The sequence below is a fragment of the Synechococcus sp. PCC 6312 genome (assembly GCF_000316685.1).
Classification (GTDB): domain Bacteria; phylum Cyanobacteriota; class Cyanobacteriia; order Thermosynechococcales; family Thermosynechococcaceae; genus Pseudocalidococcus.
Genome location: NC_019680.1, coordinates 1,001,252 through 1,025,077, shown reverse-complemented (window position 1 = coordinate 1,025,077; position 23,826 = coordinate 1,001,252). Strand labels below are relative to the sequence as shown.

Below are 23,826 nucleotides of genomic sequence, written 5' to 3'. Positions count from 1 at the left end.
GAAAAAAGGTGATCCTTGATTTGTCATGGGTTAGGATTTAACCTCGTCTAAGCTGATATTGCCGAATCGTCGTTAAATCATGTCGCTGGAACTCCATTAAAGGACTTGTGATTCATGCTCAGTCAAGCAGAAACCATCGATTACCTTGCGCCCAGGCCTGGGGATCGAGTGTTAGATGTGTACTGTGGTTTGCTCGGGTGGTCTGTGTTTTTGGTATCTTGTTTGTCCCAGATATGGTGGCGGTGCAATCGAGGTCTTATCTGCAGTTGCTCAAAAATCTGAATTCGCAAAAAGGACTCAACCGTGATGATTGATATTGGTCTGACTCATATCGCGCTCCCGGTGACTGATGTTGAACAAAGTATTAGGTTTTACTCGACATACGCTGGCATGCAGGTTATTCATCGCCGCATTGATCAGGAAACAGGGGTTAATGTTGTCTGGCTTTCGGATTCCACCCGGCCATTTGCCATTGTGCTGATTCAAACCAACCGATTACAAACGATTTTGTCGCCCCTGGCCCATCTCGGAGTTGGCTGCCCCAGTCGGGAGATGGTGGACTCTCTTTGTTCAAAAGCAAAACAGGAGGGTATCCTGATTCAGAAACCACAAGACTCAGGCTATCCAATCGGATATTGGGCTTTTTTGCGGGATCCGGATGGTCACACCCTTGAACTATCCTATGGACAAGAAATTGGATTGACTACTGAACAATCTTCATAAAAGGATTCTCTAAAGTTGAGTCGCTACATTGATTGGGGTCAACAGGATGCAATAACATTCATGGCCTGCTGGACTGAATTTTTCCAAGTCAGGGCCTGGGCAAGTTGATCCCCTTTGACCCTTAAATCTTGTTGCAATTCTAGATTATTGATCAGTTGTAAAATCCCATTGGCAATGGTTTCCGGGGCCTGGGCCTGGCAGTAGAGGGCCGCATCGCTACAACGCTCAACAAGGGCAGGAATATCCGAGACAATCACTGGACAACCACAGGCCATGGCTTCCAAGGGCGGCAATCCTGAGGCTTCATAAAAAGAGGGATAAACCAGGCCTTGAGCGGCTTTGTAATAACTAATCAAGGTCGAATCATCTACCGTGCCGACAAAATGAACGCGATCTTTTAATGATGCTGGTAGCTCTAACTGAATGGCTTGATAAATACTTGGCCGGCCCCCAACCATAACAAAATCCAAGCTCTGTTGTTGATTGACCAATTCCGCCGCCTTGAGAATGCCGGTTAAATTCTTCCGGGCTGAGAGCGTTCCCACCGCCAACATAAACGGGCGACCGATTGGGTTCATTGGGGCAATCGCTTCTAAATCTAAATCATCGGGCCAGTGACCATTGGGGATGGGGTGTACGCGAGACTTGGCCTGGGGATAGACCTCTAAAATTGCCTTGGCTTCGGTTTGCGACACGGTGAGAATAGCATCAGCTCTAGCCATGATCAGGGGAGTGAGGAGGGTATAGGTCAACTGATATAGCCTTGAGTAGGATTCGGGAAATTTTTGGAAGGATAAATCATGGATGGTCACGACTGTCTTTTGGGGACTCATTAATGAGGGGATCGGTGCCATATTGCCCAAATTAACTAAGACCTGATCACGGGCATAGATGGGCAACTCCAACTGCTCCCATAAATAACCCTTGCTAAACCCGACTCTTTTAATTTGAATGGCTTTGAGGTTTAACTCAGTCAGGGCGGCTTTAACGTGAGCACCTTTAGGGACATAGAGGGTGGCCTGCCAACTGGACCTGACAATTTCTTCAGAGACTAACAGGTGATCGAGGGCTTTGACCCAACAGCGGGCGTAGCGTTGCACCCCTGTTAACGGCTGACTGAGAAAGCGACCATTGATCCCCAGAGAATAGTGCATCTAGTTTTTGAGATATAACATTCAGTTAGCGGGGCAAGGCCTGGCAGAGATCAAGGTTAAAATAGGTGCGCCCTTGGGGATTACCGGCCAAAACTTGAAAAGGCTGCTCTGGTTCACCTAAACAATCCAGCACTAAGGCTGCACCGGAAAAGTTATGGGACTGGGTGTAATCATTCACCGTGACAACCGTGACCAGGCCAGCCTCTTGGGCCGAGATTAACCCATTTTCTGAATCTTCAAAGGCTAAACAATCTTGAGGGGCAAGTCCCATCTTCTCTAGGGCATAGTGATAGATGTCAGGAGCAGGTTTTTTGGCCGGGACAATATCCCCCGCAGCAATGACTTCAAACCAGTTAATACTTTCTCTCCCCAGGGTATGTTCCAATAAAGCGGTGACATTAGCCGGGGTGGTAGTAGTGGCAATCGCTAATCGGTATCCAGCAATGCGGGCTTCAGTTAAGAGACGCTTGACCCCAGGCCGGAGGGGAATGGCTCCCGTGGCCAGTAACTCGGTGTAGTGCTTGGTTTTGGCTTGATGGAGTTGGGCAATTAAATCCGTCAAGTTAGCAGGTTGGGGCCAGTCGCGCCGAAATTGATCCAGATAATAGCGCATCCGTTCTTTGCCACCTGTGACCGCCAAGAGTTGCCCGTAAAGTTCAACTGACCAATCCCAGTCCAGGCCCGCCTCTTGAAACGCCCGATTAAACGCGACCCGATGCCCATCCCGCTCCGTATCTGCCAGTGTGCCATCCACATCAAAAACTAGGGCTTGCCACTTTGTCATGCTTGCTACCCAACCAGAGGTCATCACCCTTTTTATTAAACGATGAAAGTGCTGCCTTCTCCCCTGCCCCACTTGCCGCCACTCCCCCAGCCATTGTTGAATTTAATTACAAGATTAAGAACTCGCAATATCAGCCAACCATCTCCCCTGGAGCCTTTGGGGTAAGATACATTTGACCAACAGTGCAACTCGGAACAACATCCCATGGATCTCACCACCCTAGCGGCTCAACTAAATGTCGGTGCGATTTTGCCAGAAACTATCGTGATCTTGACTCTCCTAGTGGTTTTAGTGACCGATCTGATCATCGGCCGACAGTCAGATCGCTGGACTTCATACATTGCCGTGACTGGCTTACTAGCCTCTGTGGGAGCAATGGTCTTGCAGTGGAACCAAGTTGAAACCGCTTCATTTTTGGGTAGTTTTCGCAGTGATAACCTCAGCTTGCTATTTCGGGGAATTATTGCCCTCTCCAGTGTGGTGACAATCTTGATGTCCATGCGCTATGTCGAACAAACGGGCAGTGCCTTGGGCGAGTTTTTAACCGTTCTCTTAACCGCCACAGTCGGGGGGATGTTCCTGGCTGGTGCAGAAGAACTCGTGATGATCTTTGTTTCCCTAGAAACCTTGAGTATTGCCTCCTACATCATGACGGGCTACATGAAGCGGGATTTGCGCTCGAATGAAGCCTCTTTGAAATATCTCTTAATTGGGGCTGCCAGTTCTGCAATTTTCCTCTATGGTTCCTCCCTACTTTATGGTCTTTCAGGGGGTTCAACCTCCTTGGTGGCCATTGCTGGGGCGATTTCGGGACAATCCCTGGGTCTCCTCATTGCCTTGGTCTTTGTGATTGCGGGGATTAGTTTCAAAATTTCAGCGGTTCCCTTTCACCAGTGGACTCCTGATGTCTATGAAGGTGCGCCGACTCCGGTGGTGGCCTTTTTATCGGTGGGGTCTAAAGCGGCTGGGTTTGCCTTGGCAATTCGCTTCTTAACCTTAGCGTTCCCCAGTTTGGCCGCCGATTGGCAGGTGATTTTTACGGTGTTAGCCATCCTCAGCATGATTTTGGGAAATGTGGTCGCCCTGGCCCAAACCAGCATGAAGCGGATGTTGGCCTATTCCTCCATTGCCCAGGCCGGGTTTGTGATGATTGGCTTTTTGATCGGGACTGAGGCCGGCTATGCCAGCATGATGTTTTATCTGTTGATTTACCTGTTCATGAACCTGGGGGCCTTTACCTGTATTATTCTCTTCTCGCTACGCACAGGAACGGATGACATCGATGAATATGCCGGACTCTATCAAAAAGACCCACTCTTAACCTTGGGTTTAAGCCTCTGCCTCCTCTCCCTCGGTGGGATTCCCCCTTTGGCCGGGTTCTTTGGCAAGCTCTATCTCTTCTGGGCGGGTTGGCAAGCAGGGGCCTATGGCCTGGTGTTGTTGGGCCTGTTAACGAGCGTGATTTCCATTTACTACTACATCCGAGTGGTCAAGATGATGGTGGTCAAGGAACCCCAGGAAATGTCGGAAGCGGTCAAAAATTACCCTGAAATTAACTGGAAAGCCTTTGGGATGCGGCCGTTACAGGTTGGGTTAATTGTCACAGTCATTGCCACCTCTTTGGCGGGGATTTTAGGCAACCCCTTGTTTAACCTGGTCAATGCCTCAATTACCACCATTCCAACCTTTAATGCCATGATTCATCCCCCGGCAATTTCTGTGGCTGCCTTACCTCCGAAAGAAGATATCTATCCTTAAGGGCGATTCTGGCCTGAGGGGCTAATTTGATCAGCTATATCAGCGGCCCGCTCCGGGATCAGCCTTCTTTTCCCATCACGTTAATCTAGTAAGAGCGGAGTTTGGAGCTAGGGCTAGAACAGTTGCCAGAATTCTCATCCTCTTTAGAAACAAGTTATCGGTTCGCCAACCTGCACCTAGAGACTAAAACACAGGCACTTTTAGACTGGCCACGGTTATGTCAACATCTGGCAACCTTTACCGCGACTAAGGTGGGAGCCGAACTGGCCCAGGCCTGGCAACCTGCACCCAACCTAAGGGACTCGCAACAACTCCTGGCCCAAACTGAAGATGCCTATAAACTGACGACCTACTATTTGCGGGAACTAGATTTTAGTCAGATCAAAAATATTCAATCTGGTTTAAATCGGGCGGCTCATCAAGGAGTCCTCACCCCAGAGGAATTATTAGGCATTGCCCAGACCCAGGCCGGGAGCCGGAATTTACGCCGCGTTGTCGATAGTTACCCCGATTTAAGCGCACTTCAAGCCCTCTTAGCAGCGTTACGCACCTTTCCCCAACTGGAGCAGGAAATCCATCGGTGTATTACGGAACAAGGTGAAGTCAGCGAGCGGGCCAGCCCTCAGTTAGCAGCAATCCGGCAACACCAGCAACAAATGCGCGGGCAAATTCACCAACAACTCCAGCAGATCATTCAACGGAAACATTCGTCTCTCCAAGATACCGTGATCACCCAACGGGCCGAGCGTTATGTCCTACCGGTGAAAGCCCCCCAGCGGGATGCCATACCTGGAATTGTTCATGATGTTTCTGTCACTGGCGCCACCCTCTATATCGAACCCCAGGCCATCGTTGAACTTAATAATCGCCTCAGACAATTAGCCCGCCAGGGCGGACAGGAAGAATACCGCATCCGGGAAGTCCTCAGCCAGCAAGTGACCGAAGTTGTCCTGGAATTACAGCAGGGTCTAGAGCTGATCACCCAACTGGATCTGGCCGTTGCCCGCGCCCGCTATGGACTCTGGTTGAATGCCAATATCCCCCGATTTGTCGAACTCGATGAACCGATTCACCTGCGGAATTTAAGACATCCCCTGTTAATTTGGCAGCACCACCAGGAACAGGGCCCCACAGTCGTCCCAATTACCGTTGATATTGCGCCCCCAACAAAAGTTGTCACCATTACCGGCCCCAATACGGGTGGGAAAACTGCAACCTTAAAAACCCTGGGTCTGGTGGCATTGATGGCCAAGGCCGGTTTGATGATTCCGGCGGCTGAACCCGTAGAACTTCCCTGGTTTAGGCAGGTCTTAGCGGATATCGGCGATGAACAATCCTTACAGCACAACCTTTCTACCTTTTCTGGACATATTCGTACCATTAGTGAAATTCTTGAGGCCCTCACAACTGAAGCTAACCCCGACAATGCCGCCCTAGTTCTATTGGATGAAGTTGGTGCCGGCACAGACCCCAGTGAAGGAACCGCCTTAGCCATAGCCCTCTTGACCCACCTGGCAGACCAGGCCCAGATCACCATCGCCACGACCCATTACGGGGAACTCAAGGCCCTGAAATATCAAGATCCTCGCTTTGAAAATGCCTCGGTAGAATTTGACTCTGAGACTCTGGCCCCAACCTATCGCCTTTTGTGGGGGATTCCCGGTCGCTCCAATGCCCTGGCGATTGCCCAACGATTAGGCCTCAACCCAGATGTAATTGCCGCTGCCGCCCAGGCCCTGCCCGCGGATCAAGATCAAGTGAATCAAGTTATTGCTGGCCTGGAAGCCCAACGCCGCCATCAAGAAGCCAAAGCTAGTACCGCCAGTCAACTCCTCAGTGCGACAGAAAAATTGCACCAGGAATTATTGACCAAAACCGAGCAACTCCGGCAACGGGAACTGCATCTTCGGCAACACCAAGCCCAGGCCGTCAATACTGCCATTGACCAGGCTCAGGCCGAGATTGCCCAACTGATCAAAAAACTCCAAGCTGGCCCCCAAACCGCCCAAGCCGCGGCCCAGTCCCAGGCTCAGCTCAGCCAAATCCAAGCGAAATATGCACCACCAGCCCCAAAGCCAATTCCAGGTTATATTCCGCAGATGGGTGAGCGGGTTCGGATTCCTAAACTGCAACAAACGGGAGAAATCATTGGCCTGGAAGACGATGCAATTGCGGTGCGTCTGGGTTTAATGAAAGTAATGGTAAAGCTAACTGATATTGAATCCTTAGCGGGTGAGAAACCCCAAATTTCCCCCAAAGCGACCCAGCCGCCGCCCCAGGCCAGTACTGCCAAAGCCAATGTAACAATTCCTACCCTCAGAACAGAAAGTAATACCCTGGATATTCGCGGCCAACGGGTGGCTGCCGCAGAGATTCTACTCGATGAAGCCTTAAATCAAGGGGGAACTGTTTTGTGGGTGATTCATGGGCATGGGACAGGAAAACTACGGCAATTTGTCCATGAGCATCTGCGCCATCATCCCCTGGTTGAGAAGTTTGAGTTTGCACCTCAGAATGAAGGCGGGCGTGGGGCGACAATTGTTTATTTTCGCTGAAGTTGCACCGTGATTGGCAGTACTCAGGCCCAATCAATCCCCTAAGCTACACTCTGAAGCACAGACCTAGGGGAAGTGTCTCATTAGCTAAATTAGAGTTGAACAGCTTGAACTTCAGTGGCTGTTAGCCGTTCGTAGGTGGCCCGCATTTTCAGACCGGTCAAGACCTGGAATAAGCCCGTTCCATTATCGGAGCCAGGATAATCCCGGTGTTGTAGCAATAGATGGGTCATTTCTCCATAGTGCTTGGTGCTGGTATTGCTCAAATGGCTTTCGATGTAAATGACTTCATCTAACCTGTCAAAGCGACCATCTACTTCCAAAACAGAAACACTATGACCGTAATATTCATCCGGCCCATAGGCTAAACGAATTCCCGGATAGGAACAGGTCAGCTTCCGGCCACAAGGAATCCAAGAAATAGTGGAGCCTTCATCAAACAGATACACCGGATCAAAGCCCTGCACCCCATCTCGCTGTAACATCCGCACCCGGAGAATATTGCCAATTTTCTCTTCTTTCACGAGTTGCGTGGGTAGAATTTGGATGACCACATCGGCATATTGCTTTTGGGGGTCAATATAAGCCATAAAATCAGGACGGCGGGCATTAATGGAGGCTAAAACATCCTCATAGGTGTGGCCCCGCTCGGCCATATCCCGCTTGATTTTCCAGGCAATTTTAACTTCATCACTGATGTCAAGATAAACGCTGAAATCCAGAAGACCGCGCACCCGTTCATCATAGAGGGGATGTAACCCTTCCAAAACAATGACGTGATTGGGTTCGATCAACTCTGGCGGATCAATTAGGCCCGTTTCATGGTTGTAAATTGGCTTCATGATTGACTTGCCATTTTTCAAATCTTTGATCTGCTCATACATCAAATCAAAGTTGTTAGCCCGCGGGTCAAGGGCTGTAATCCCCGTCTCTTTCCGTTGTTTACGATCTAGACTGTGATAGTCATCTAAACAGATTACGGTGAGGAAATCTTCGCCAAACAGATCAGTCAGTCGGCGCAAAAATGTTGATTTACCACAGCCGGAATCCCCAGCTACGCCGATTAGAACCACACGATCTGGCTGAGTGCTCATAGCGAACGGTTTCCTTAATATCCTTACAACAAGCTATAGGGGACAATACTCACTGGATGATCCCTTACTGATATTACCGGAAAACCTGTTCCAAAGCCTTGCCGTTCCCCAGAGACTTTTGATCATGAAAATCTGGCCTGGCCTGAACAATTCACCCACGCAGGCGATCCATAGTGAATGCCCCAACAGCAGTTATTTTCCCCTCCTTTGAGCGGAATCCCATCAGCATCGGATCAGAAAATGGGTCTAACTGGCTCCTAGTTTGCGGGCTTGGTTTCCGGCATCATGCACTTATCGGAATCACAACCTGCGGGGCCCGCTTCCATGGCCGGTTGGGTATAGCGTTGTAAAGCACCATAAAAATCCTCTGTCCGCCGCCGTTGTCGTACCGCCACCACTTCTGTGTCATACCGAGCTTTATCGATTGGTTCAAAGGGCAAACGGGGAAAGGTCTGCAAATCATCAAACCGAGCTAACAGGGCAGCGGAAATATACCCGTGATCCTGTTCAATAGCCTGGTGAATCGCGGCGGCGAGGGGTTCGACTTCATTTTCCCGCAGTTCAATTGTGGCGGACGTATTATGCCGGGTGTAGTGGGTTTGCACCTGCATATAAAAATCAAACTGCGCTAAGGCTGAAAATTGGGAAATATCAATCTGATCCGCTCCCGGGACATCGGCCCAGGCCACGGCCACGGGAATTTCCACGAGCCACTCAGAACAGCGAGGATCAAAGGGATCATTGAGGAGATTTCCGGTTTCGTCCTTATCCGATTGGGAAGGAATCACGTTGTAGCCGTAGTCATAACAGGCCAGGGCGACGGGATCATTTTTGCGGAACGTAATCCGGCGAATGAACCGTTGGGCTTTGGGGGGATGCCAGCCAGGGGATGCACCAGTGAGTAATGATTTTGTGCCAGCGGGTTGAACGGTTGTACAGCGATTGGGGCGGCGTAATCCATGGCGATCACAGTAATCCCACACCGTTTGATGGACAATATCGCGCCAACGCTTGAGATAGGTTGCTTCTTGTTCTTTGAAATCTAAACCTTGCACCGTATCCGGCCGGCCGGCTGTCCACCAATTTAACCATTCCACACCAAGGGCCTGGACAAAGAAATCAAACAGGCCGGTAAAAGATACCCCGACAATCGGATCAATTTCCCGGCTGTAGCGATACCGTGGTTCCTGAAACTGGTGATTTAACAAAGCAGCAACGGATAAGGCCCCGGCTTTGAAGGCTTTTTCTTGGGATTCTAAATCGTTAGGAGCAATTTGATTCAGGTGAACCTCGGCTAAGTTGCATTGTCCGGTTAACGTGCCGCCAAATACTCCTTTATGAAACTCTGGTTCATTGAAGCAAAACGTGTCATGCCGGCCTGGGAGTAACTCCACCGACTGAATCACCTGATGTTTTCCTTTGGCTTTTGGTTGATGCCCCCGCGAGGTATTGAGCCGTTGACAGGGAATTGCGGCACAATCGGTCACTTGGAGATACCAGAGATCTTTTTTCCGAACCCCCAAATTAGTCTTGGTCTCAGCTTTTTGGACGAGATTGACGGAACTGCGAATCCCACACTTCAAAAGCAGTAAATATACCCGATAGGCTCGGTCGTAGTCAGAAATATAAATCCGAATCCCACCACTGGGAACCTCTGAGCCATCCGCATCGGCCAGGCCAGCGATAAAACTCAGAATAGATTCACGATCCCAACTGGCAATGGGGTCAAACGCCGCCGCTGTATCTTTTAATGCCCGGACTTGGCCTGGGTCAAATTGGTTTTGAAAGCCGGTATAGAGTAAGCAGGGAACTTCTTTCGACTCGGTATAGTAGCGTTTCTCCCCCGTGGTACGGCCAGCAATTGCTAATTCTTGATGCCGCTTATGCCCATACAGCCGGAGTTGTAATTGAGGCTTGCCATGAGACTGACAAACTGAGCCATCGCCGACTAGCTGACCGAGAGTATAAGCCCAAGTCGGTTCAACAAATCTGCCCGTATCATAGGCAATCTTGAAGGGTTCGGTGTGGAGTTTATAGGGACTGATTTTAACTTTTTCAGCAAGCTCTAGAGTCGTTAATTCTTCGTAGTCTTGAGCAAACCGATGTTTGGCAAAGAAGCGGTGTTTTTCAGTGACATCCAAGAACGTCCCATCACTAAATTTGACCCGATAGAGTTGCCGATCCTGACCCGTTAAGAACGGTGTGACTGAACTCCAGCGTTGCCCATTCCAAATTTCTACGGATTGTCCGACCAAGTTCTGAATTGGATACATCCCATCACGGGTGATTAACAGGGTTTGCCCAGCGACACAATGAAAATCCGCTCCGATAATTTCGCCGCAGTTATGAGCCACCAGGCCATTGGCATCAAACCGATTCGGCCCAGGCACAGAACAGTCGTAAACGGGAGCTTCTCCATCAGGAATCACCGCCTCAACAACCACTGCAAACCGTTCCCGATTCAGTTGCCGTTGATAGCCACTCAAAAGTTGCTGGAGTTTGGCCTGCTTAGCTGGCTCTTGGAATCCGATTAGCTCTTGAAAATGGGGTAAATTATCTTGGCTAATCACTAACTCGTGCTGGGCCTGGCAGTGATAGAGACTCGTTTGCCGCTGACTGTTGGGTAGTAACCGTAAGCCTTCTGGTCGCCGATTTTGATAGATGGTGGCAATAATTCCCAAACGGGCTAACATTCGCTGCACGGCCTGGAGGGTTTCGAGGTTGCTTTGGGCCAGGCGAACACTCACACCCTTAACTTGACTGCCTTGGACACTACCATCGGCATCGAACAAGCCCTGTAAAAAGCCTTGATAAAACTCATAGCTGGCCTGTTCAATCGCCGGGGTAATAGTTTTATGGACAGGTTTTAAGCCAAATTTTGCTGCCAACTGGGCCAGGCCTGTGGAGTTAATTACCCGATGGTTCAGGGTTTTGTGTTCATGGGCCACAGTAACGCGAGTTTCATAGCCAACAGAAGCCGTTAATAATTCCCGAGCATAGTTACTCATCTCCAGGCGCGAGCCTTGCCAATAGTGGAGAATACCGACATCATGCCATTGAGTTTTGGCTAAACTACCATCGCCCAATAAACTTCCCAACAGCCAACCTTCTGCCCGTGTACCATCCCCATCCCAAGGTTGAATCTCCCGATGGTTGTGGAGCAAAATCCGATCACCTGGTTGTAACTCGCCAACTTCCACCCATTCGCTATATTGCTTTTTCTGGGTCTGGGCCGTAACTTTCAGGACTTGGTGATTGGGAGTGAGCCGTAATGAGAATCCGGCTTTGGTTTGGAGTTTGACAACAGGTTTAATCCCCGTCAAAAAGAAGCCGTCCGGTGTGGTGCTGAAGAGTTCGCCATTGACATAGGTGCTGTGTTGATGTCCAATTAAATCCTTGACTTGCCGTGGCCCCTCGCCCGTATGAATCCAGGTTTCGGCTGTGACACAAGGATTTAAGCCATAACGCCCAATCCGATGTTCCAGTTCTTGTGGTGCTTGATCGGGGGCTAAATTTTTGAGGAATTCTTTAGCTTGCCCTTGATCGTAGGCCTGGATAAAAGCTTTTTTCAGTTCCGGTGTTGTGAGTAAATCGGCATTAGCCCGCGCCACCGCTTCCCCGGCCCACTGAATTGCCCCTTCCCCGGAATAGTATTGTTGCCGTACCGCCGCAGTGGTTTCTTCTAAATTCGGTTTGCGGTGAAAGACACGGGTATGGTTGGCCATCCGCAAAGAGTCGCGCTCAGGATCAATGCGCCAGTTGCCGTTTTCGTCCTGTTGCCAGAGATTTTGTTTGGCTGCCGTAAATTCAGGATCATTATTCCCGCCCTGACGCATCCCCGCTGAACGCCTCACATTACCGGCCACCACCACGACAGCCGCTTCATCAATCAGTAAACAAGACTCGACCGAATTAAGTTGCCGCCCCACAGCTTTGTTGAGGATATTGGCACAGCGTTGATACATTTCGGGGAGTTTGACCGGATTCGCCACACCACCAAAGCCTTTGAGGGATTCCCCTGTGGGCCGAATATCGGAAATGTCCACGACAAAATGAACCGGGCCAGTAAATTGTGGATTTGTAGAAGTTTCTAGGAGGATTTGATAGGACTTGACCCAACCTTGGCGACTATCTCCCACTTTGACGTTGACTTGATTCCCATTAATTTCAACCTGGGTTAGTTCATGGCGTTCGGCCGCAGGAGTTTTGCCAATGTCACCGATGACTGCCACCGTGATCGGATTCCGAATCGCTGGGAGTTGCTGAATATATTTGTCTTCGAGAACAGCCCCAGTCCCACAGCCCTGCATGGCCAAGTCCATCATCAGGCCAAAGGCCCGCCAGTCAACGACATTAGTGCTGGTGCAGTTATAGCCCCCAGAAAAGTTTTCCGGTTTCTTGACCCAATCTGTCCCGCCCACCCAAAGCCAGCGGCCTGAGGTTAAGGCCTTGAGTTCCTGCTGCATTTGCGCGATCAGGGCCACTTCGGCATCGGTCAATTGGCCTAATTCTTGTAAACCCGTCAAGGTACGTTGAGAGACTTCTAGCCAGCTTTCCCTAGTTCCTTCTTCATTGCGGCGGCTATAGGTGCGATAAAACACGGGGTAGGCAGCTGGGGCGGTAGCGGGAAATGTACCGGAAACAGGCCGAGGAAGATTTTGCACCATAGGACAACTGCTGCTGTTCAAAAACTAGCCACAGCATAACATTTATCCAAAGAAAAGATTTATATCTAGTGGTATTTCCTGTAACTCTTAAGATTCAGGCACTACCCCTAGGGTCATCATAGGTTTCCATTAGGCCAAGCAATAGAGAACGCTATAACGAGATAAAATGCCCAGGCCAACCCTTGTTGAAATTGGCGGTGTTGGATTAAGTCGCAAAGGATGTCCCACAACCACAGGTTTGACTGGCATTGGGATTGGTAAACTTGAACCCACCCCCAATCAGGGCGTTACTATAATCCAGTACTAGGCCATAGATGTAGAGCATACTTTTCGGATCCGAGACCACTTGGAAGCCATCGTAGTCATAGACTTCATCATCGGGGCGGATATTGCTGGGGTCTTCAAAATCCATCGTGTAGGACATCCCTGAGCAACCCCCTCCACGGACTCCCACCCGTAAACATAAATCCCGTCCCTGTTTTGCCCGTAATTCGAGGACATGGGCAAGGGCGGAATCCGTCATCAGAATTCCCTTTTGGGGTTGGGTTGCCGGTTTAGTTATAGTTTCGGTAGTCATAGGATTTTTAGGATGTGAATGGATTGGAATTCTGGCGTGTCAGATCGGTAGGTGACAGCTTTGAGGAAAAGATTTGTTTGTACTTAGGCTTTAATACCCCCACTATACTACAGCCATTCTCCAGAGGGACTGACTGACGACATCAAAGGGCTTATCGTCATGATTGATTGCTTGAGGGAGTTGAGCCGCAGGCTATTCTGTCGGGGGATGGAGAGTAATCACGTTAAACTGGGCTGGTATAGTTCTATCTCTCACCCGCATTACGGCTGCGTCAAAAAAAACGATCCATGTCAACCATGCCAATCTGTATTACCTTGGGAACTCGGCCGGAAGCGATTAAGCTGGCCCCAGTGATTCAAGCCTTTCGGCAGCAACCCGACTTTACGACCCAAGTGGTTTTGACTGGGCAACATCGGGAAATGGTCGAACAGGTGATGGCGTTGTTTAATTTGGCCGCCGACCAGGACTTAGAGATTATGCAGCCGAAACAAACCTTGACAGAAATTACCTGTCGCAGCTTGCAGGGCTTAGGAAAACTCTACCAAGAGCATCAACCCAAACTGGTGATTGTGCAAGGGGATACAACAACGGCCTTTGCCGCGACCTTGGCTGCTTTTTATCAGCAAATTCCGGTGGGTCACGTGGAGGCCGGTCTGCGTACGGATAATTTGTTCAATCCCTACCCAGAAGAAGCCAATCGCCGCTTAATTTCCCAATTGGCCGAATTACATTTTGCCCCCACAGGCCTGGCAGTCAAAAATCTGCAGCGGTCAGGGGTGACAGGGGCCATTCATCACACGGGCAATACGGTCATTGATGCTCTATTACAGGTGGCCGGGAAAAATCCTGATTGTCCAATTCCAGGCCTGGCCTGGGAAAACTATCGGGTTATTTTGGCCACTGTCCATCGGCGGGAAAATTGGGGCGCACCCTTGACTGATATTGCCGCCGGATTTTTAGGCATTCTTGAAAACTTTCCCGATACGGCTCTGTTGCTACCCCTCCATCGTAATCCGACTGTGCGCGAACCCCTCCAAGCAGCCCTTGGTGATCATCCTCGCGTCTTTTTAACTGAGCCATTGGACTATACCCAACTGGTCGCAGCCATTCAACGCTGTTATTTACTCCTTACAGATTCCGGCGGTCTCCAAGAAGAAGCCCCCAGCCTCGGAAAACCTGTTTTAGTCCTGCGGGAAACCACAGAGCGGCCAGAAGCTGTCTCAGCCGGAACGGCGAAATTGGTGGGAACGAACCCAGAAACCATCCAATCTGCGGCGGCCCAACTCTTAAGTGATCCAGTGGCTTATGGGGCAATGGCCAATGCAATTAACCCCTTTGGTGATGGAAAAGCGGCCGGGCGGATTGTTGAGATTACGCGTAACTTTTTGCAGTCAGATGTAGCTCCTTAGCCCTTAATCTGTATAGTCATTTCTGCCAAAACGGAGATACTCTGAAGTACCACTTATAAAAGTTTCCAATATTTTTGTGTTTCATTCCCTCGCGAAATGACTATAATTTGCAAATCTCAATTTTGAATCAGTTAGAGTGGGAAGGCTTTGTACCTGATGAGCTTATCCTTTCAACTCTCCCTTTAGCTTAATCGGCGGAAAGCCCCGCTTAACTTCTCTGTCCACTTTTTCCAGACAAGGTCACTATCTGAGTTCTGTTTACTCAACGAAGATAATTGTCGGGAGTTGTCACGGGGAATACCAAAGCACATCCGCTACAGGTTGTCCTCCGCCCAATTGCCAGGCCAGGCCCGGATCAGCATTAAGCAGCACCGTAACTTGCTGGAATTGGGGCATGGCCGATAACCGCCGTTGAACCCGTTGGGGAATGCCATCACCGTAAAGCAGATGTCCCTGACCCACTAAAACGACCAAGGTTTTCTGGGGATGTTGTTTAACATAATTTGCAATCACAGTTGCCATTGTTTCATCCCAGAGGACTTGGGCCTGGAAAAATTTCTCAAAATCTTGGCTGTTACTTTGACCTTGGTGGTGGGCCTGAAAAATCTCGCCGAGGCGTTCACGATAGGCCTGGTTAGTCAGATCAATCTCCTCTAAGGGGGGAATATAGGTAAAATCGGTAGCAGTTAAACTCTCCAACCCATTCCGGGCCACTTGGCGGGTGATTTCTGTTGGGGTATTCAAGGCCAGCAGAGGGAGTTGATGTTCTTTGGCCAACCGTAGAACGGGCGCGTAAAATGACCAGGGAAATCCCCAGCGTTGAGCATACTCACTCTCCTCCTGAAGTTGTACCTCGGTGAGTTGACCGGCCAGATAGCGATCCAAAACCCCTTGGAAGGGACGCTGAAACATCTCCAGGCCCAGGGCAATCCCTCGCTTTTTTGGCAATAGGGCTTGGATAATCTCCATTTGAGCTTGATGATCGGTGGGGCGGTTGTGGGTTTCTCCCAAATAAATGACCTGGGCCTGGGACAGTTGTTTAACCCATTGTTGAAAATTTGGATCGCGGCTGCCTTTGATGGTTTCGATCACTGGAGTTGCTGTGGGAGCGGCCCAAACCGGATAACTTGGCCACCAAAGGAGCAGGACAAGCAGGAATTGGCCCCAGGCCTGGGGGGAAAAACGGCGTGATAAAGAAGGGGACATGGGGAAAGAGGATGTCAAATTAAAAAATATCTGCGAAGATCAGCATTGGGGGTCGGCCCGACTCAAATTTAGTGGGACAATGATAACCTCATCTTTAATTAGGCTATTTTTCGGGCATGATTGCTATTTCATTATTTTTGCCTAAGATAATTAACCATGCAAAGCAGCACCTTGGATGTCTCAGACCTAATCGAATCAGATGTAATCCTATCCACTCCAGTCAGTCCACCGGACGTTAACCAACCGACCCCAACCCATGGTCATGGCAACGGGACGATGATGGTTAATGGTAACGGTCTTCCCCTCACCCCCACCCCAGTTCGCCCCATTGAACGCCCCACAGATCAGCGAATTGAAGCCTTAAAGCAAGTTTTAGAGCATCATCGGCAGTCACGGTTATTAGTCATTCTCCAAGACTTTCCTGATCCCGATGCCCTCTCCTCGGCCTGGGCCCTCAAAATGATTGCCGAAAAGTATGAAATTCAATGTGATATCGCCTATGCCGGAGCCTTAAGCCATCAGGAAAATATCACTTTAGTTCGCTTAACCAACTTGCCCCTGATTCGCTGGAATCCCCAGGCCAGGGGTAAGGATCAACGGGACATTAGTATCTATCAAGGCTACATTTTGGTGGATAACCAAGGCACAACCAGTCAACTTTTAGCCATTGCCAAGCAAGCTAACCTACCCGCCATTGCGATCATTGATCATCATGCCCTCCAAGACAATCTCACGGCTGAATTTACGGATATTCGTCCAAACATTCGGGCCACAGCTACGATCCTCACCCAATACCTCCAGGCCGGGCTACTGCAACTGGATAGTAGTAAAACCGACCATGTCAAATGTGCCACCGCTTTAATGCATGGATTGCGCTCAGATACCGATTGTTTAAAGCAGGCCCGCGAAGAAGATTTTCTCGCCGCTGCCTATTTGAGCAAGTTTTGTGATTGCCAATTGCTAAATACGGTATTACTATCCCATCGTTCCAAGCAGGTCATGGATGTGATTGAACGATCCTTAAAAAATCGCTCGATTCACAATAATTTTCTGATTGCAGGTGTGGGCTATCTACGCTACGAAGACCGGGATGCCATTCCCCAAGCTGCCGACTTCCTCGTGACTGAGGAGAATGTTCATACCGCCGTAGTCTATGGCCTGGTGCATGACGAAGATGAAGAAGTGGAGTTAATCGTGGGTTCCTTGCGGACAACTAAAATTACCCTAGATCCCGATGAATTTATTAAAGAAGCCTTTGGCCAAGATAGTCAGGGTCGCTTCTTTGGCGGGGGACGTTCCCAGGCCGGCGGGTTTGAAATTCCGGTGGGCTTTTTGGCCGGCCTCAATGCTAATCCCGAATATGCCAAGCTGAAGTGGAATGTTTACGACACCCAAATCAAACAAAAACTTCTACATCTAGTGAATCCTAAAAATAACGTTCTCCATACGACTGAATAGACCTGGCTCCCTCAATAAAAGGGCTGCTAAACCGCCTCAGAATAAACCAAAATTTGATACCCAAGAAGCAAGCTTTATAAATTTATTCCTTGCATTAGAGGCAGATAATCTATTCAGTGATAAACGTTTGGGTCGACAAGAAGCCATTCATCTAGGACTTTCAATTATCGGTATTCTGGATATTATAGTTATTGACAAAAGCAGAAATCTCATCTCTCAGATTCAAGCAGTTAAAGATAACTTGGTAAATTTGGCTGGCGTTCTTGTGAGTCCTTCCCTATGTCAATGAGTCTAGCCACAACATCTTGACTTTTTGCCTAAGCTATTGCTGCCTACTTCTCTGCCACAAGTTATTGTTTAGCGAAGGGAGAAGCTATGGTGTAAGATTGTAAAGGTTTGTGGCTAATCGTTGCGGATTTCTCAATCTCTGGCTATCCAGCCCTCACTTTCCTCCTACTCACAGTTTTTGATACTTTTATGAGCCTGCCCATTCGGAATGTTGCGATCATTGCCCACGTTGATCACGGGAAAACCACATTAGTTGATGCTTTGTTGCGTCAGTCTGGGACATTTCGCGAAGGAGAGGACATTCCCGATTGCGTCATGGACTCCAACGACCTGGAGCGCGAACGCGGCATTACGATTCTGGCCAAAAATACGGCGGTGCGCTACAAAGACACCCTGATCAATATTGTCGATACACCCGGCCACGCGGATTTTGGCGGTGAAGTGGAGCGGGTCTTAGGCATGGTCGAGGGCTGTCTGCTGATTGTCGATGCCAATGAAGGGCCGATGCCTCAGACTCGGTTTGTTTTGAAAAAAGCCCTGGAAAAAGGGTTACGCCCGATTGTGGTGGTGAATAAAATTGATCGTCCTCAGGCCGAGCCCTACAAAGCGATTGATAAAGTTTTAGATTTATTTTTAGAACTGGGGGCCGATGATGACCAGTGTGAATTTCCCTATTTATTTGCTTCGGGGTTAGCAGGGTTTGCCAAGGACAAGCTGGAAGACGAAAGCGACAATATGGAACCCCTGTTCAATGCGATTTTGCGCCATGTTTCCCCGCCCATTGGTGATCCGACTAAGCCGCTGCAACTGCAAGTGACGACCCTCGATTATTCCGAATATTTGGGCCGGATCGTGATTGGGAAGATTCACAACGGCGTGATCACCATGGGACAACAGGCCGCGCTAGTCCAGGATGGCGGCAAAATTGTTAAGAGCAAAATTTCTAAACTTCTGGGCTTTGAAGGCTTAAAACGGGTGGAATTGCAAACTGCCTCAGCCGGTCATATTGTCGCCGTGGCCGGATTTGCTGATGCCAACATTGGGGAGACGATCACCTGCCCCAACGAACCCCAGGCCCTGCCCCTGATTAAAGTTGACGAACCGACGTTACAAATGACGTTTGCGGTGAATGACTCTCCCTTTGCCGGTCAAGAAGGGCAGTTTGTCACCTCACGACAATTACGGGATCGGCTCTATCGGGAACTGGAAACCAATGTGGCGTTACGGATTGAAGAAACCGATTCTCCGGATCGCTTTGCCGTCTCAGGCCGGGGTGAACTCCATTTAGGCATCCTGATTGAAACCATGCGGCGGGAGGGCTATGAATTCCAAGTCTCCCAACCCCAGGTGATTTATCGGGAAGTCAGCGGTCAACCCTGCGAACCCTTTGAATGTTTGGTTTTGGATGTCCCGGAAGAAGCGGTGGGGGGCTGTATTGAACGGTTGGGCCAACGCCGGGGCGAAATGCAAGATATGCAGGTGGGGGGTAATGGCCGCACCCAGTTAGAGTTTGTCATCCCAGCGCGGGGCCTGGTGGGTTTCCGGGGCGAATTTATGCGCCAAACTCGGGGAGATGGGATTATGAACCATAGTTTCTTAGACTATCGGCCCTTGGCTGGAGAAATTTCTGCCCGCCGCAATGGGGTCTTGATTGCCTTTGAAGAGGGAGTCAGCACCTTTTATGCGATGAAAAATGCCGAGGATCGGGGTGTATTCTTTATTACTCCCGGAACCAAGGTTTATAAAGGGATGATTGTCGGGGAACATAATCGCCCCCAAGATTTGGAACTCAATGTCTGTAAAGCCAAGCAGCTCACTAACTTCCGTTCTTCGACTGGGGATGAATTGGTGCAGTTGCAGGCCCCAATTGACATGAGCTTAGAGCGGGCGTTGGAATACATTGGCCCGGATGAGTTGGTGGAAATTACACCCCAATCGATTCGGTTGCGGAAGGTGAGTAAAAAACTCGTGCGGCGTTAACGATCAACTCGTTCTCAAAAAGGCAGAAAATTTCTATCTAGCTACCATAATTCGAGGTGTTAGATGGAAGTTTTCTCATTTTTAATATTTATAAAGAACTTAGGTAAGAGCTTGACATTCAGTCTAAACACCTTGATTATTCTTTTAGGTAGAATCTTTCAGCCTAATACCTAGTTAGACTTCAAAAATTTAAAACTCTAAATTGACTGAGGAAAATCAAAATGAGACAAGGCAAGTGTACTGTTTGCGGTAGTATTTTCCAGGAAGAGGAGGTAGTTATTCGACTTAGAGAGTGGAATACTGAAGGAGAACCTGCGGATAATGAATGGGTACATCTTGATTGCGCACTCTATCTTTCAAAAATAGAGAAGAGAAGCCATCCTCCACAAAATTAAAAGCTGGAACAGCATCAAACTTAAAGTTTTTTTGGATTTATTTATGGAGCCTTACAAGAATATTGATGGTGATTCTGGGGTTAGTGCATATGAAATTGGAACAGATTTTATCCGTGTGCAGTTTAGTAGTGGTGCAATTTATTTGTACACCTACACCAGTGCTGGAGAAGCAAACATTGAACACATGAAAGTACTTGCGCGGCAAGGTAACGGACTAAACTCTTTTATCAATACCAATGTCCGTAAGTTGTATGAGCGAAGAGAACGTTAGCAAGCAGCATCTTTAAAAGCCGCCATTTTGATGACCAAAACCAATTCATTTCAATCAAGGAATAGGCAGTCTAACAGGTTGGTGCAGCGGACGGAACGAAGATCTCTAACGTTGTGGCCTATTTTGGCAGACCGCCGCTGACCATTATCGTTATGCATAAAGAGACAAATAGATAGAGGGTTTATATGGCTCGAAAAGTATTTTATAGCTTCCATTACAATCCTGATAACTGGCGAGCATCTCAAGTGCGCAATATGGGAATTGTAGAAGGCAACAGACCAGCATCAGATAATGACTGGGAGACAGTCAAAAGAGGTGGAGACAAAGCAATTCAGAAATGGATTGATGACCAAATGTACGGCAAATCAGTTGCAATTGTTCTTATTGGGCAAAACACTGCTGGTAGGAAATGGATAAAATATGAGATAGAAAAGGCTTGGAAAGATAATAAAGGAGTTTTAGGGATTTATATTCACAACCTGAAGGATAAGGATGGGAACCAGTCGATCAAAGGTAACAATCCTTTTGATGATTTCACAATTGGCGACAAGATTATGTCTAGCATTGTTGCAGCTTATGATCCACCTTTCTTGACTAGCACATACGTTTATAACCACATATACAATAACCTTGCCGATTGGATAGAGAAAGCTATTGAGATTAGAGCTAGATATGGCTAAACAGACATCAAACTCTTCTTTGGATGAAGCATCTCCTTCTGTCCAAACTCACTTAGGTATTCTTCAGTCAGTTATTCAAAGGATGGCAACTAATAGCAGCAATGCTAAGACAGCGTGTATTACCCTAGTCTCAGCGATTCTAGTAATTGTTGCTGATAAAGGGAAGCCTGATTACGCTTGGATAGCCTTAATTCCTAATCTTTTATTCATGGCTCTTGATACATATTATTTGGCTTTAGAGAAGGGTTTTAGATTAACTTACAATAATTTTGTTTCTAAATTACATGGAGGAGAAGCTACATATGCTGACCTCTATTTCGTCTCACCTTCTGGCTGTCAGTCAAAACATCAGTTAGAATCACTAAAGTCCTTCTCAGTATGGGGATTTTACTCAACACTCTTGCTATTAATAACTATTGCAAGAAAGATAGTTATTGGATAGTTTCTGTCAAGCCCCATGCATAACAAATCGCTGCAATTGATAGTAAGCCAAACTATCCACATGACCCAAAGTCAATGACAACGAGTGAGTTAATTCGTTATACAGCAAGATGTCGATTAGAATATTAACTGGAAGCAGATTAGAAGGCCTTAATTTACAATGTCCATTGCTTAAACTCGGTGCTGCAACGAAAATTTTTAACTACAATTGAATACTGTAGCTGCCGTTTAGTCATGGAATATTAATGGGATAAAGTAAAGTATCTTACTAATCTTCATAGGCACGAAATATATTTTCGTGATTTTTCGATATTGAAGAAAAGATGAGGCTGATTCATGGATAGTTATGATGTCGGCTCTATTATGACCAACTCTATCCCTATTGACCCAGATATCCAACAGCAAATAGATAATGCTCGACACCAAGAGGAAGTTCTGGAAAAAAGGGAGCCACGGGCAAAGCGAGCCTGGTTTAATCCGGTCGATAATACAATTGAAATTGAACTCAAGACTGGGGTGAGAGCATCTTTTCCAATTCATTTACTCCAAGGCTTACAAGGTGCAACTTCCGAACAATTAGCTGATGTTGAAATTTCTCCCTCTGGTTATGGCTTGCACTGGAAATCCTTGGATGCGGATTTGGCAGTTCCGGCATTGATGTCTCAGATTTTTGGTTCCAGGGCCTGGATGGCAGAATTAGAGAGAACTGGTCAACTTATCAAGGAAGAGGTCTGAACTTCTTAGTTGTATCATAAAAGTATAAAATCTTTTGACCATGTTTAAAGTCCTTATTAAGATAGCTAATCAGGAGATATCCTATGCCTCAAACCATGAAAGCTATCTATCGAAATGGTGTATTTGTACCTCAAATAGCCTTTGATCTACCAGAGGGTACTGAGGTTGAGTTGTCGATTCAGCCTCCTACAGTTGTGTTACCTCCAATTTCCGAACCAGAAACTAAGAAGCAGTTTCTAAAAATGTTGATTGAACGAATGCAACGCAACCCAATCCCCATCAATGCGCCTCGCTTCACACGAGATATGTTGCATGAACGCCGTTGATACTAATATCCTGATTTATGTCAATGATCCTCGTGATGCAATCAAACAAGAAACAGCAATTTCTCTTGTGGCTTCTCTAACAGATGGTGCTCTACTCTGGCAAGTGGCCTGTGAGTATTTAGCAGCCAGTCGAAAACTTGAATCAATGGGGTATGACAGATTAAAAGCCTACCAATATATTCGTGATTTGCAGCAGGTTTGGTACACCGTACTCCCAACATGGAACGTCATTGATCGTGCAGAAAATCTGATGAGCCGCTTTAATCTATCGCATTGGGATTCCATGATTGTTGCTGCTTGTTTAGAGGCAAACATTCAGATTCTATATACCGAAGATTTTGGGTACTCTAATATCGATAATCTAGAGATTCTCAATCCATTCAAGGTTTTTTGAGAATGTGAAGCATAACAACTAGTGACAATTCAAAGTTGCTTTAGTTATGTGCAGTTGAGATTTATCCATCTGGCTATGGCTTACGTTGGGAATCCTTGGATGCTGATTTGGCGGTTCCGGCGTTGATGTCTCAGATTTTTGGTTCCGGGGCCTGGATGGGAGAATTAGAGCGCACTGGTCAACTCATCAAGGAAGAGGACTGAAATGCCTGCAACCCATTGATCTTTGTATGTACAATTATGCATACAATATTCAAATGGCGTATCAATGGGACAACAACAAAGCTGCAACAAACCTCCGTAAGCACGGTATTGATTTTGCCGATGCAGTTTCTGTGTTCTCCGATGATCTGGCAATCACAATTCCTGATGAACGATTCAATGAAGAGCGGTTCATTACAATTGGTGTAGATGCCCTAGGTCGAGTGCTTGTGGTGATTTATACCTGGCGTGATCAGGAAATTCGACTAATTTCTGCCAGGCCTGCGACTCGGCAAGAGCAAAGACAGTATTTTGAGGGCTAAATTATGGACATGAAAGACGATTCTGAAGCAGTGGAATATGATTTTAGCCAAGGAAGACGTGGGGCCATCGATCCAGTTAGTTCTGGAAAAACACGCATTACCATTCGGATTGATGATGATGTATTGGAATGGTTTCGGGAGCAAGTTCACCAGGCCGGCGGAGGCAACTATCAGACCTTAATTAATGAAGCCTTGCGAACCCATATTCACCAACAACATGAACCGCTAGAGTCAACCTTGAGACGAGTACTGCGCGAAGAATTAGAACGATCAGCGACTAAACTTTGATTGTTATTTTCAAGATCGAGTTAAATTCCATACGGATTTGGTAGCTCCGGCGTTGATGTCTCAGACTTTTGGATCCAGGGCCAGTCTAGGCCTATTTCCGCTTCACTACTTCATTGGTCG

General features: G+C 47.9%; 20 protein-coding genes and 1 pseudogene. 15 read left to right on the top strand and 6 right to left on the bottom strand.

Annotated elements, in window-relative coordinates:
• Nucleotides 1-306: 306 nt before the first annotated feature.
• Nucleotides 307-723 (top strand): VOC family protein, encoded by a 417-nt coding sequence (locus SYN6312_RS05050; RefSeq protein ID WP_015123785.1) that lies wholly within the window; start codon nt 307-309, stop codon nt 721-723.
• 38 nt (nt 724-761) lie between these two features.
• Here the strand turns inward: SYN6312_RS05050 and SYN6312_RS05045 are convergent, their stop codons facing one another.
• Nucleotides 762-1,877: a glycosyltransferase family 1 protein gene (locus SYN6312_RS05045; protein WP_015123784.1), complete on the bottom strand. Its 1,116-nt coding sequence runs from the start codon at nt 1,875-1,877 to the stop codon at nt 762-764.
• Between the two features lie 25 nt (nt 1,878-1,902).
• Nucleotides 1,903-2,661, bottom strand: a complete 759-nt coding sequence (locus tag SYN6312_RS05040; RefSeq protein WP_015123783.1) for an HAD family hydrolase — start codon at nt 2,659-2,661, stop codon at nt 1,903-1,905.
• 204 nt (nt 2,662-2,865) lie between these two features.
• On the opposite strand from SYN6312_RS05040, the gene SYN6312_RS05035 reads away from it, so the two are divergent.
• Together SYN6312_RS05035 and SYN6312_RS05030 are read left to right on the top strand one after the other, a co-directional pair.
• Nucleotides 2,866-4,419: an NAD(P)H-quinone oxidoreductase subunit N gene (locus SYN6312_RS05035; RefSeq protein ID WP_015123782.1), complete on the top strand. Its 1,554-nt coding sequence runs from the start codon at nt 2,866-2,868 to the stop codon at nt 4,417-4,419.
• 122 nt (nt 4,420-4,541) lie between these two features.
• The gene (locus SYN6312_RS05030) at nt 4,542-6,974 is read left to right on the top strand and encodes an endonuclease MutS2 (protein ID WP_216594181.1); all 2,433 of its coding nucleotides are present in this window, start codon (nt 4,542-4,544) and stop codon (nt 6,972-6,974) included.
• 92 nt (nt 6,975-7,066) lie between these two features.
• Here SYN6312_RS05030 and SYN6312_RS05025 read toward each other — a convergent pair whose 3' ends face one another.
• The 3 genes from SYN6312_RS05025 to SYN6312_RS05015 form a co-directional block, all read right to left on the bottom strand.
• Entirely contained in the window at nt 7,067-8,068 is a 1,002-nt protein-coding gene (locus tag SYN6312_RS05025) for a phosphoribulokinase (RefSeq protein WP_015123780.1), read from the bottom strand.
• Nucleotides 8,069-8,325: 257 nt separating this feature from the next.
• A complete protein-coding gene (nrdJ, locus tag SYN6312_RS05020) occupies nt 8,326-12,735 on the bottom strand; it encodes a ribonucleoside-triphosphate reductase, adenosylcobalamin-dependent (protein WP_015123779.1) in 4,410 nt (1,469 codons plus the stop codon).
• 205 nt (nt 12,736-12,940) lie between these two features.
• Nucleotides 12,941-13,312 carry an iron-sulfur cluster assembly accessory protein gene (locus SYN6312_RS05015; RefSeq protein WP_015123778.1) on the bottom strand — a complete coding sequence of 124 codons (372 nt, stop codon included), beginning with the start codon at nt 13,310-13,312 and terminating at the stop codon, nt 12,941-12,943.
• Nucleotides 13,313-13,599: 287 nt separating this feature from the next.
• Here SYN6312_RS05015 and wecB point away from each other — a divergent pair, with 287 nt between their 5' ends.
• On the top strand, nt 13,600-14,721 hold the full coding sequence (wecB, locus tag SYN6312_RS05010; RefSeq protein ID WP_015123777.1) for a non-hydrolyzing UDP-N-acetylglucosamine 2-epimerase: 1,122 nt from the start codon (nt 13,600-13,602) through the stop codon (nt 14,719-14,721).
• A 288-nt stretch (nt 14,722-15,009) separates the two neighbouring features.
• On the opposite strand, the gene SYN6312_RS05005 is transcribed toward wecB, so the two are convergent.
• Nucleotides 15,010-15,927: a ChaN family lipoprotein gene (locus SYN6312_RS05005; protein WP_015123776.1), complete on the bottom strand. Its 918-nt coding sequence runs from the start codon at nt 15,925-15,927 to the stop codon at nt 15,010-15,012.
• A 156-nt stretch (nt 15,928-16,083) separates the two neighbouring features.
• On the opposite strand from SYN6312_RS05005, the gene SYN6312_RS05000 reads away from it, so the two are divergent.
• The 11 genes and pseudogenes from SYN6312_RS05000 (at nt 16,084) to SYN6312_RS04955 (ending at nt 23,706) form a co-directional block, all read left to right on the top strand.
• A complete protein-coding gene (locus tag SYN6312_RS05000; RefSeq protein WP_015123775.1) occupies nt 16,084-17,385 on the top strand; it encodes a bifunctional oligoribonuclease/PAP phosphatase NrnA in 1,302 nt (433 codons plus the stop codon).
• Between the two features lie 477 nt (nt 17,386-17,862).
• Nucleotides 17,863-19,653, top strand: coding sequence for a translational GTPase TypA (typA, locus tag SYN6312_RS04995; protein WP_015123774.1), 1,791 nt, complete (start codon nt 17,863-17,865; stop codon nt 19,651-19,653).
• 438 nt (nt 19,654-20,091) lie between these two features.
• Nucleotides 20,092-20,319 (top strand): hypothetical protein, encoded by a 228-nt coding sequence (locus tag SYN6312_RS04990; RefSeq protein ID WP_015123773.1) that lies wholly within the window; start codon nt 20,092-20,094, stop codon nt 20,317-20,319.
• Between the two features lie 185 nt (nt 20,320-20,504).
• Complete coding sequence (locus SYN6312_RS04985) at nt 20,505-20,999, top strand: TIR domain-containing protein (RefSeq protein WP_015123772.1); 495 nt, start codon at nt 20,505-20,507, stop codon at nt 20,997-20,999.
• Nucleotides 20,992-21,441, top strand: a complete 450-nt coding sequence (locus SYN6312_RS04980) for a hypothetical protein (protein WP_015123771.1) — start codon at nt 20,992-20,994, stop codon at nt 21,439-21,441. The genes SYN6312_RS04985 and SYN6312_RS04980 overlap by 8 nt, the downstream gene beginning before the upstream one ends.
• A gap of 335 nt (nt 21,442-21,776) precedes the next feature.
• Entirely contained in the window at nt 21,777-22,175 is a 399-nt protein-coding gene (locus SYN6312_RS04975) for a DUF2442 domain-containing protein (RefSeq protein WP_015123770.1), read from the top strand.
• An 83-nt stretch (nt 22,176-22,258) separates the two neighbouring features.
• Nucleotides 22,259-22,501 (top strand): antitoxin family protein, encoded by a 243-nt coding sequence (locus SYN6312_RS04970; protein ID WP_015123769.1) that lies wholly within the window; start codon nt 22,259-22,261, stop codon nt 22,499-22,501.
• The gene (locus tag SYN6312_RS04965; RefSeq protein ID WP_015123768.1) at nt 22,488-22,895 is read left to right on the top strand and encodes a PIN domain-containing protein; all 408 of its coding nucleotides are present in this window, start codon (nt 22,488-22,490) and stop codon (nt 22,893-22,895) included. Before SYN6312_RS04970 ends, SYN6312_RS04965 begins: the two co-directional genes overlap by 14 nt.
• Nucleotides 22,896-22,951: 56 nt before the next feature.
• Nucleotides 22,952-23,098, top strand: a pseudogene (locus tag SYN6312_RS20705) (DUF2442 domain-containing protein); the annotation flags it as partial.
• A gap of 53 nt (nt 23,099-23,151) precedes the next feature.
• Nucleotides 23,152-23,418, top strand: coding sequence for a BrnT family toxin (locus tag SYN6312_RS04960; RefSeq protein ID WP_041431160.1), 267 nt, complete (start codon nt 23,152-23,154; stop codon nt 23,416-23,418).
• A 9-nt stretch (nt 23,419-23,427) separates the two neighbouring features.
• Complete coding sequence (locus SYN6312_RS04955) at nt 23,428-23,706, top strand: BrnA antitoxin family protein (protein ID WP_041431159.1); 279 nt, start codon at nt 23,428-23,430, stop codon at nt 23,704-23,706.
• Nucleotides 23,707-23,826: the final 120 nt, after the last annotated feature.

Coding starts and splice junctions, on each gene's coding strand:
- SYN6312_RS05050 (WP_015123785.1), top strand. CDS start 307: ATGATTGATATTGGTCTGACTCATATCGCGCTCCCGGTGACTGATGTT.
- SYN6312_RS05045 (WP_015123784.1), bottom strand. CDS start 1,877: ATGCACTATTCTCTGGGGATCAATGGTCGCTTTCTCAGTCAGCCGTTA.
- SYN6312_RS05040 (WP_015123783.1), bottom strand. CDS start 2,661: ATGACAAAGTGGCAAGCCCTAGTTTTTGATGTGGATGGCACACTGGCA.
- SYN6312_RS05035 (WP_015123782.1), top strand. CDS start 2,866: ATGGATCTCACCACCCTAGCGGCTCAACTAAATGTCGGTGCGATTTTG.
- SYN6312_RS05025 (WP_015123780.1), bottom strand. CDS start 8,068: ATGAGCACTCAGCCAGATCGTGTGGTTCTAATCGGCGTAGCTGGGGAT.
- nrdJ (WP_015123779.1), bottom strand. CDS start 12,735: ATGGTGCAAAATCTTCCTCGGCCTGTTTCCGGTACATTTCCCGCTACC.
- SYN6312_RS05015 (WP_015123778.1), bottom strand. CDS start 13,312: ATGACTACCGAAACTATAACTAAACCGGCAACCCAACCCCAAAAGGGA.
- wecB (WP_015123777.1), top strand. CDS start 13,600: ATGTCAACCATGCCAATCTGTATTACCTTGGGAACTCGGCCGGAAGCG.
- SYN6312_RS05005 (WP_015123776.1), bottom strand. CDS start 15,927: ATGTCCCCTTCTTTATCACGCCGTTTTTCCCCCCAGGCCTGGGGCCAA.
- SYN6312_RS05000 (WP_015123775.1), top strand. CDS start 16,084: ATGCAAAGCAGCACCTTGGATGTCTCAGACCTAATCGAATCAGATGTA.
- typA (WP_015123774.1), top strand. CDS start 17,863: ATGAGCCTGCCCATTCGGAATGTTGCGATCATTGCCCACGTTGATCAC.
- SYN6312_RS04990 (WP_015123773.1), top strand. CDS start 20,092: ATGGAGCCTTACAAGAATATTGATGGTGATTCTGGGGTTAGTGCATAT.
- SYN6312_RS04985 (WP_015123772.1), top strand. CDS start 20,505: ATGGCTCGAAAAGTATTTTATAGCTTCCATTACAATCCTGATAACTGG.
- SYN6312_RS04980 (WP_015123771.1), top strand. CDS start 20,992: ATGGCTAAACAGACATCAAACTCTTCTTTGGATGAAGCATCTCCTTCT.
- SYN6312_RS04975 (WP_015123770.1), top strand. CDS start 21,777: ATGGATAGTTATGATGTCGGCTCTATTATGACCAACTCTATCCCTATT.
- SYN6312_RS04970 (WP_015123769.1), top strand. CDS start 22,259: ATGCCTCAAACCATGAAAGCTATCTATCGAAATGGTGTATTTGTACCT.
- SYN6312_RS04965 (WP_015123768.1), top strand. CDS start 22,488: ATGAACGCCGTTGATACTAATATCCTGATTTATGTCAATGATCCTCGT.
- SYN6312_RS04960 (WP_041431160.1), top strand. CDS start 23,152: ATGGCGTATCAATGGGACAACAACAAAGCTGCAACAAACCTCCGTAAG.
- SYN6312_RS04955 (WP_041431159.1), top strand. CDS start 23,428: ATGAAAGACGATTCTGAAGCAGTGGAATATGATTTTAGCCAAGGAAGA.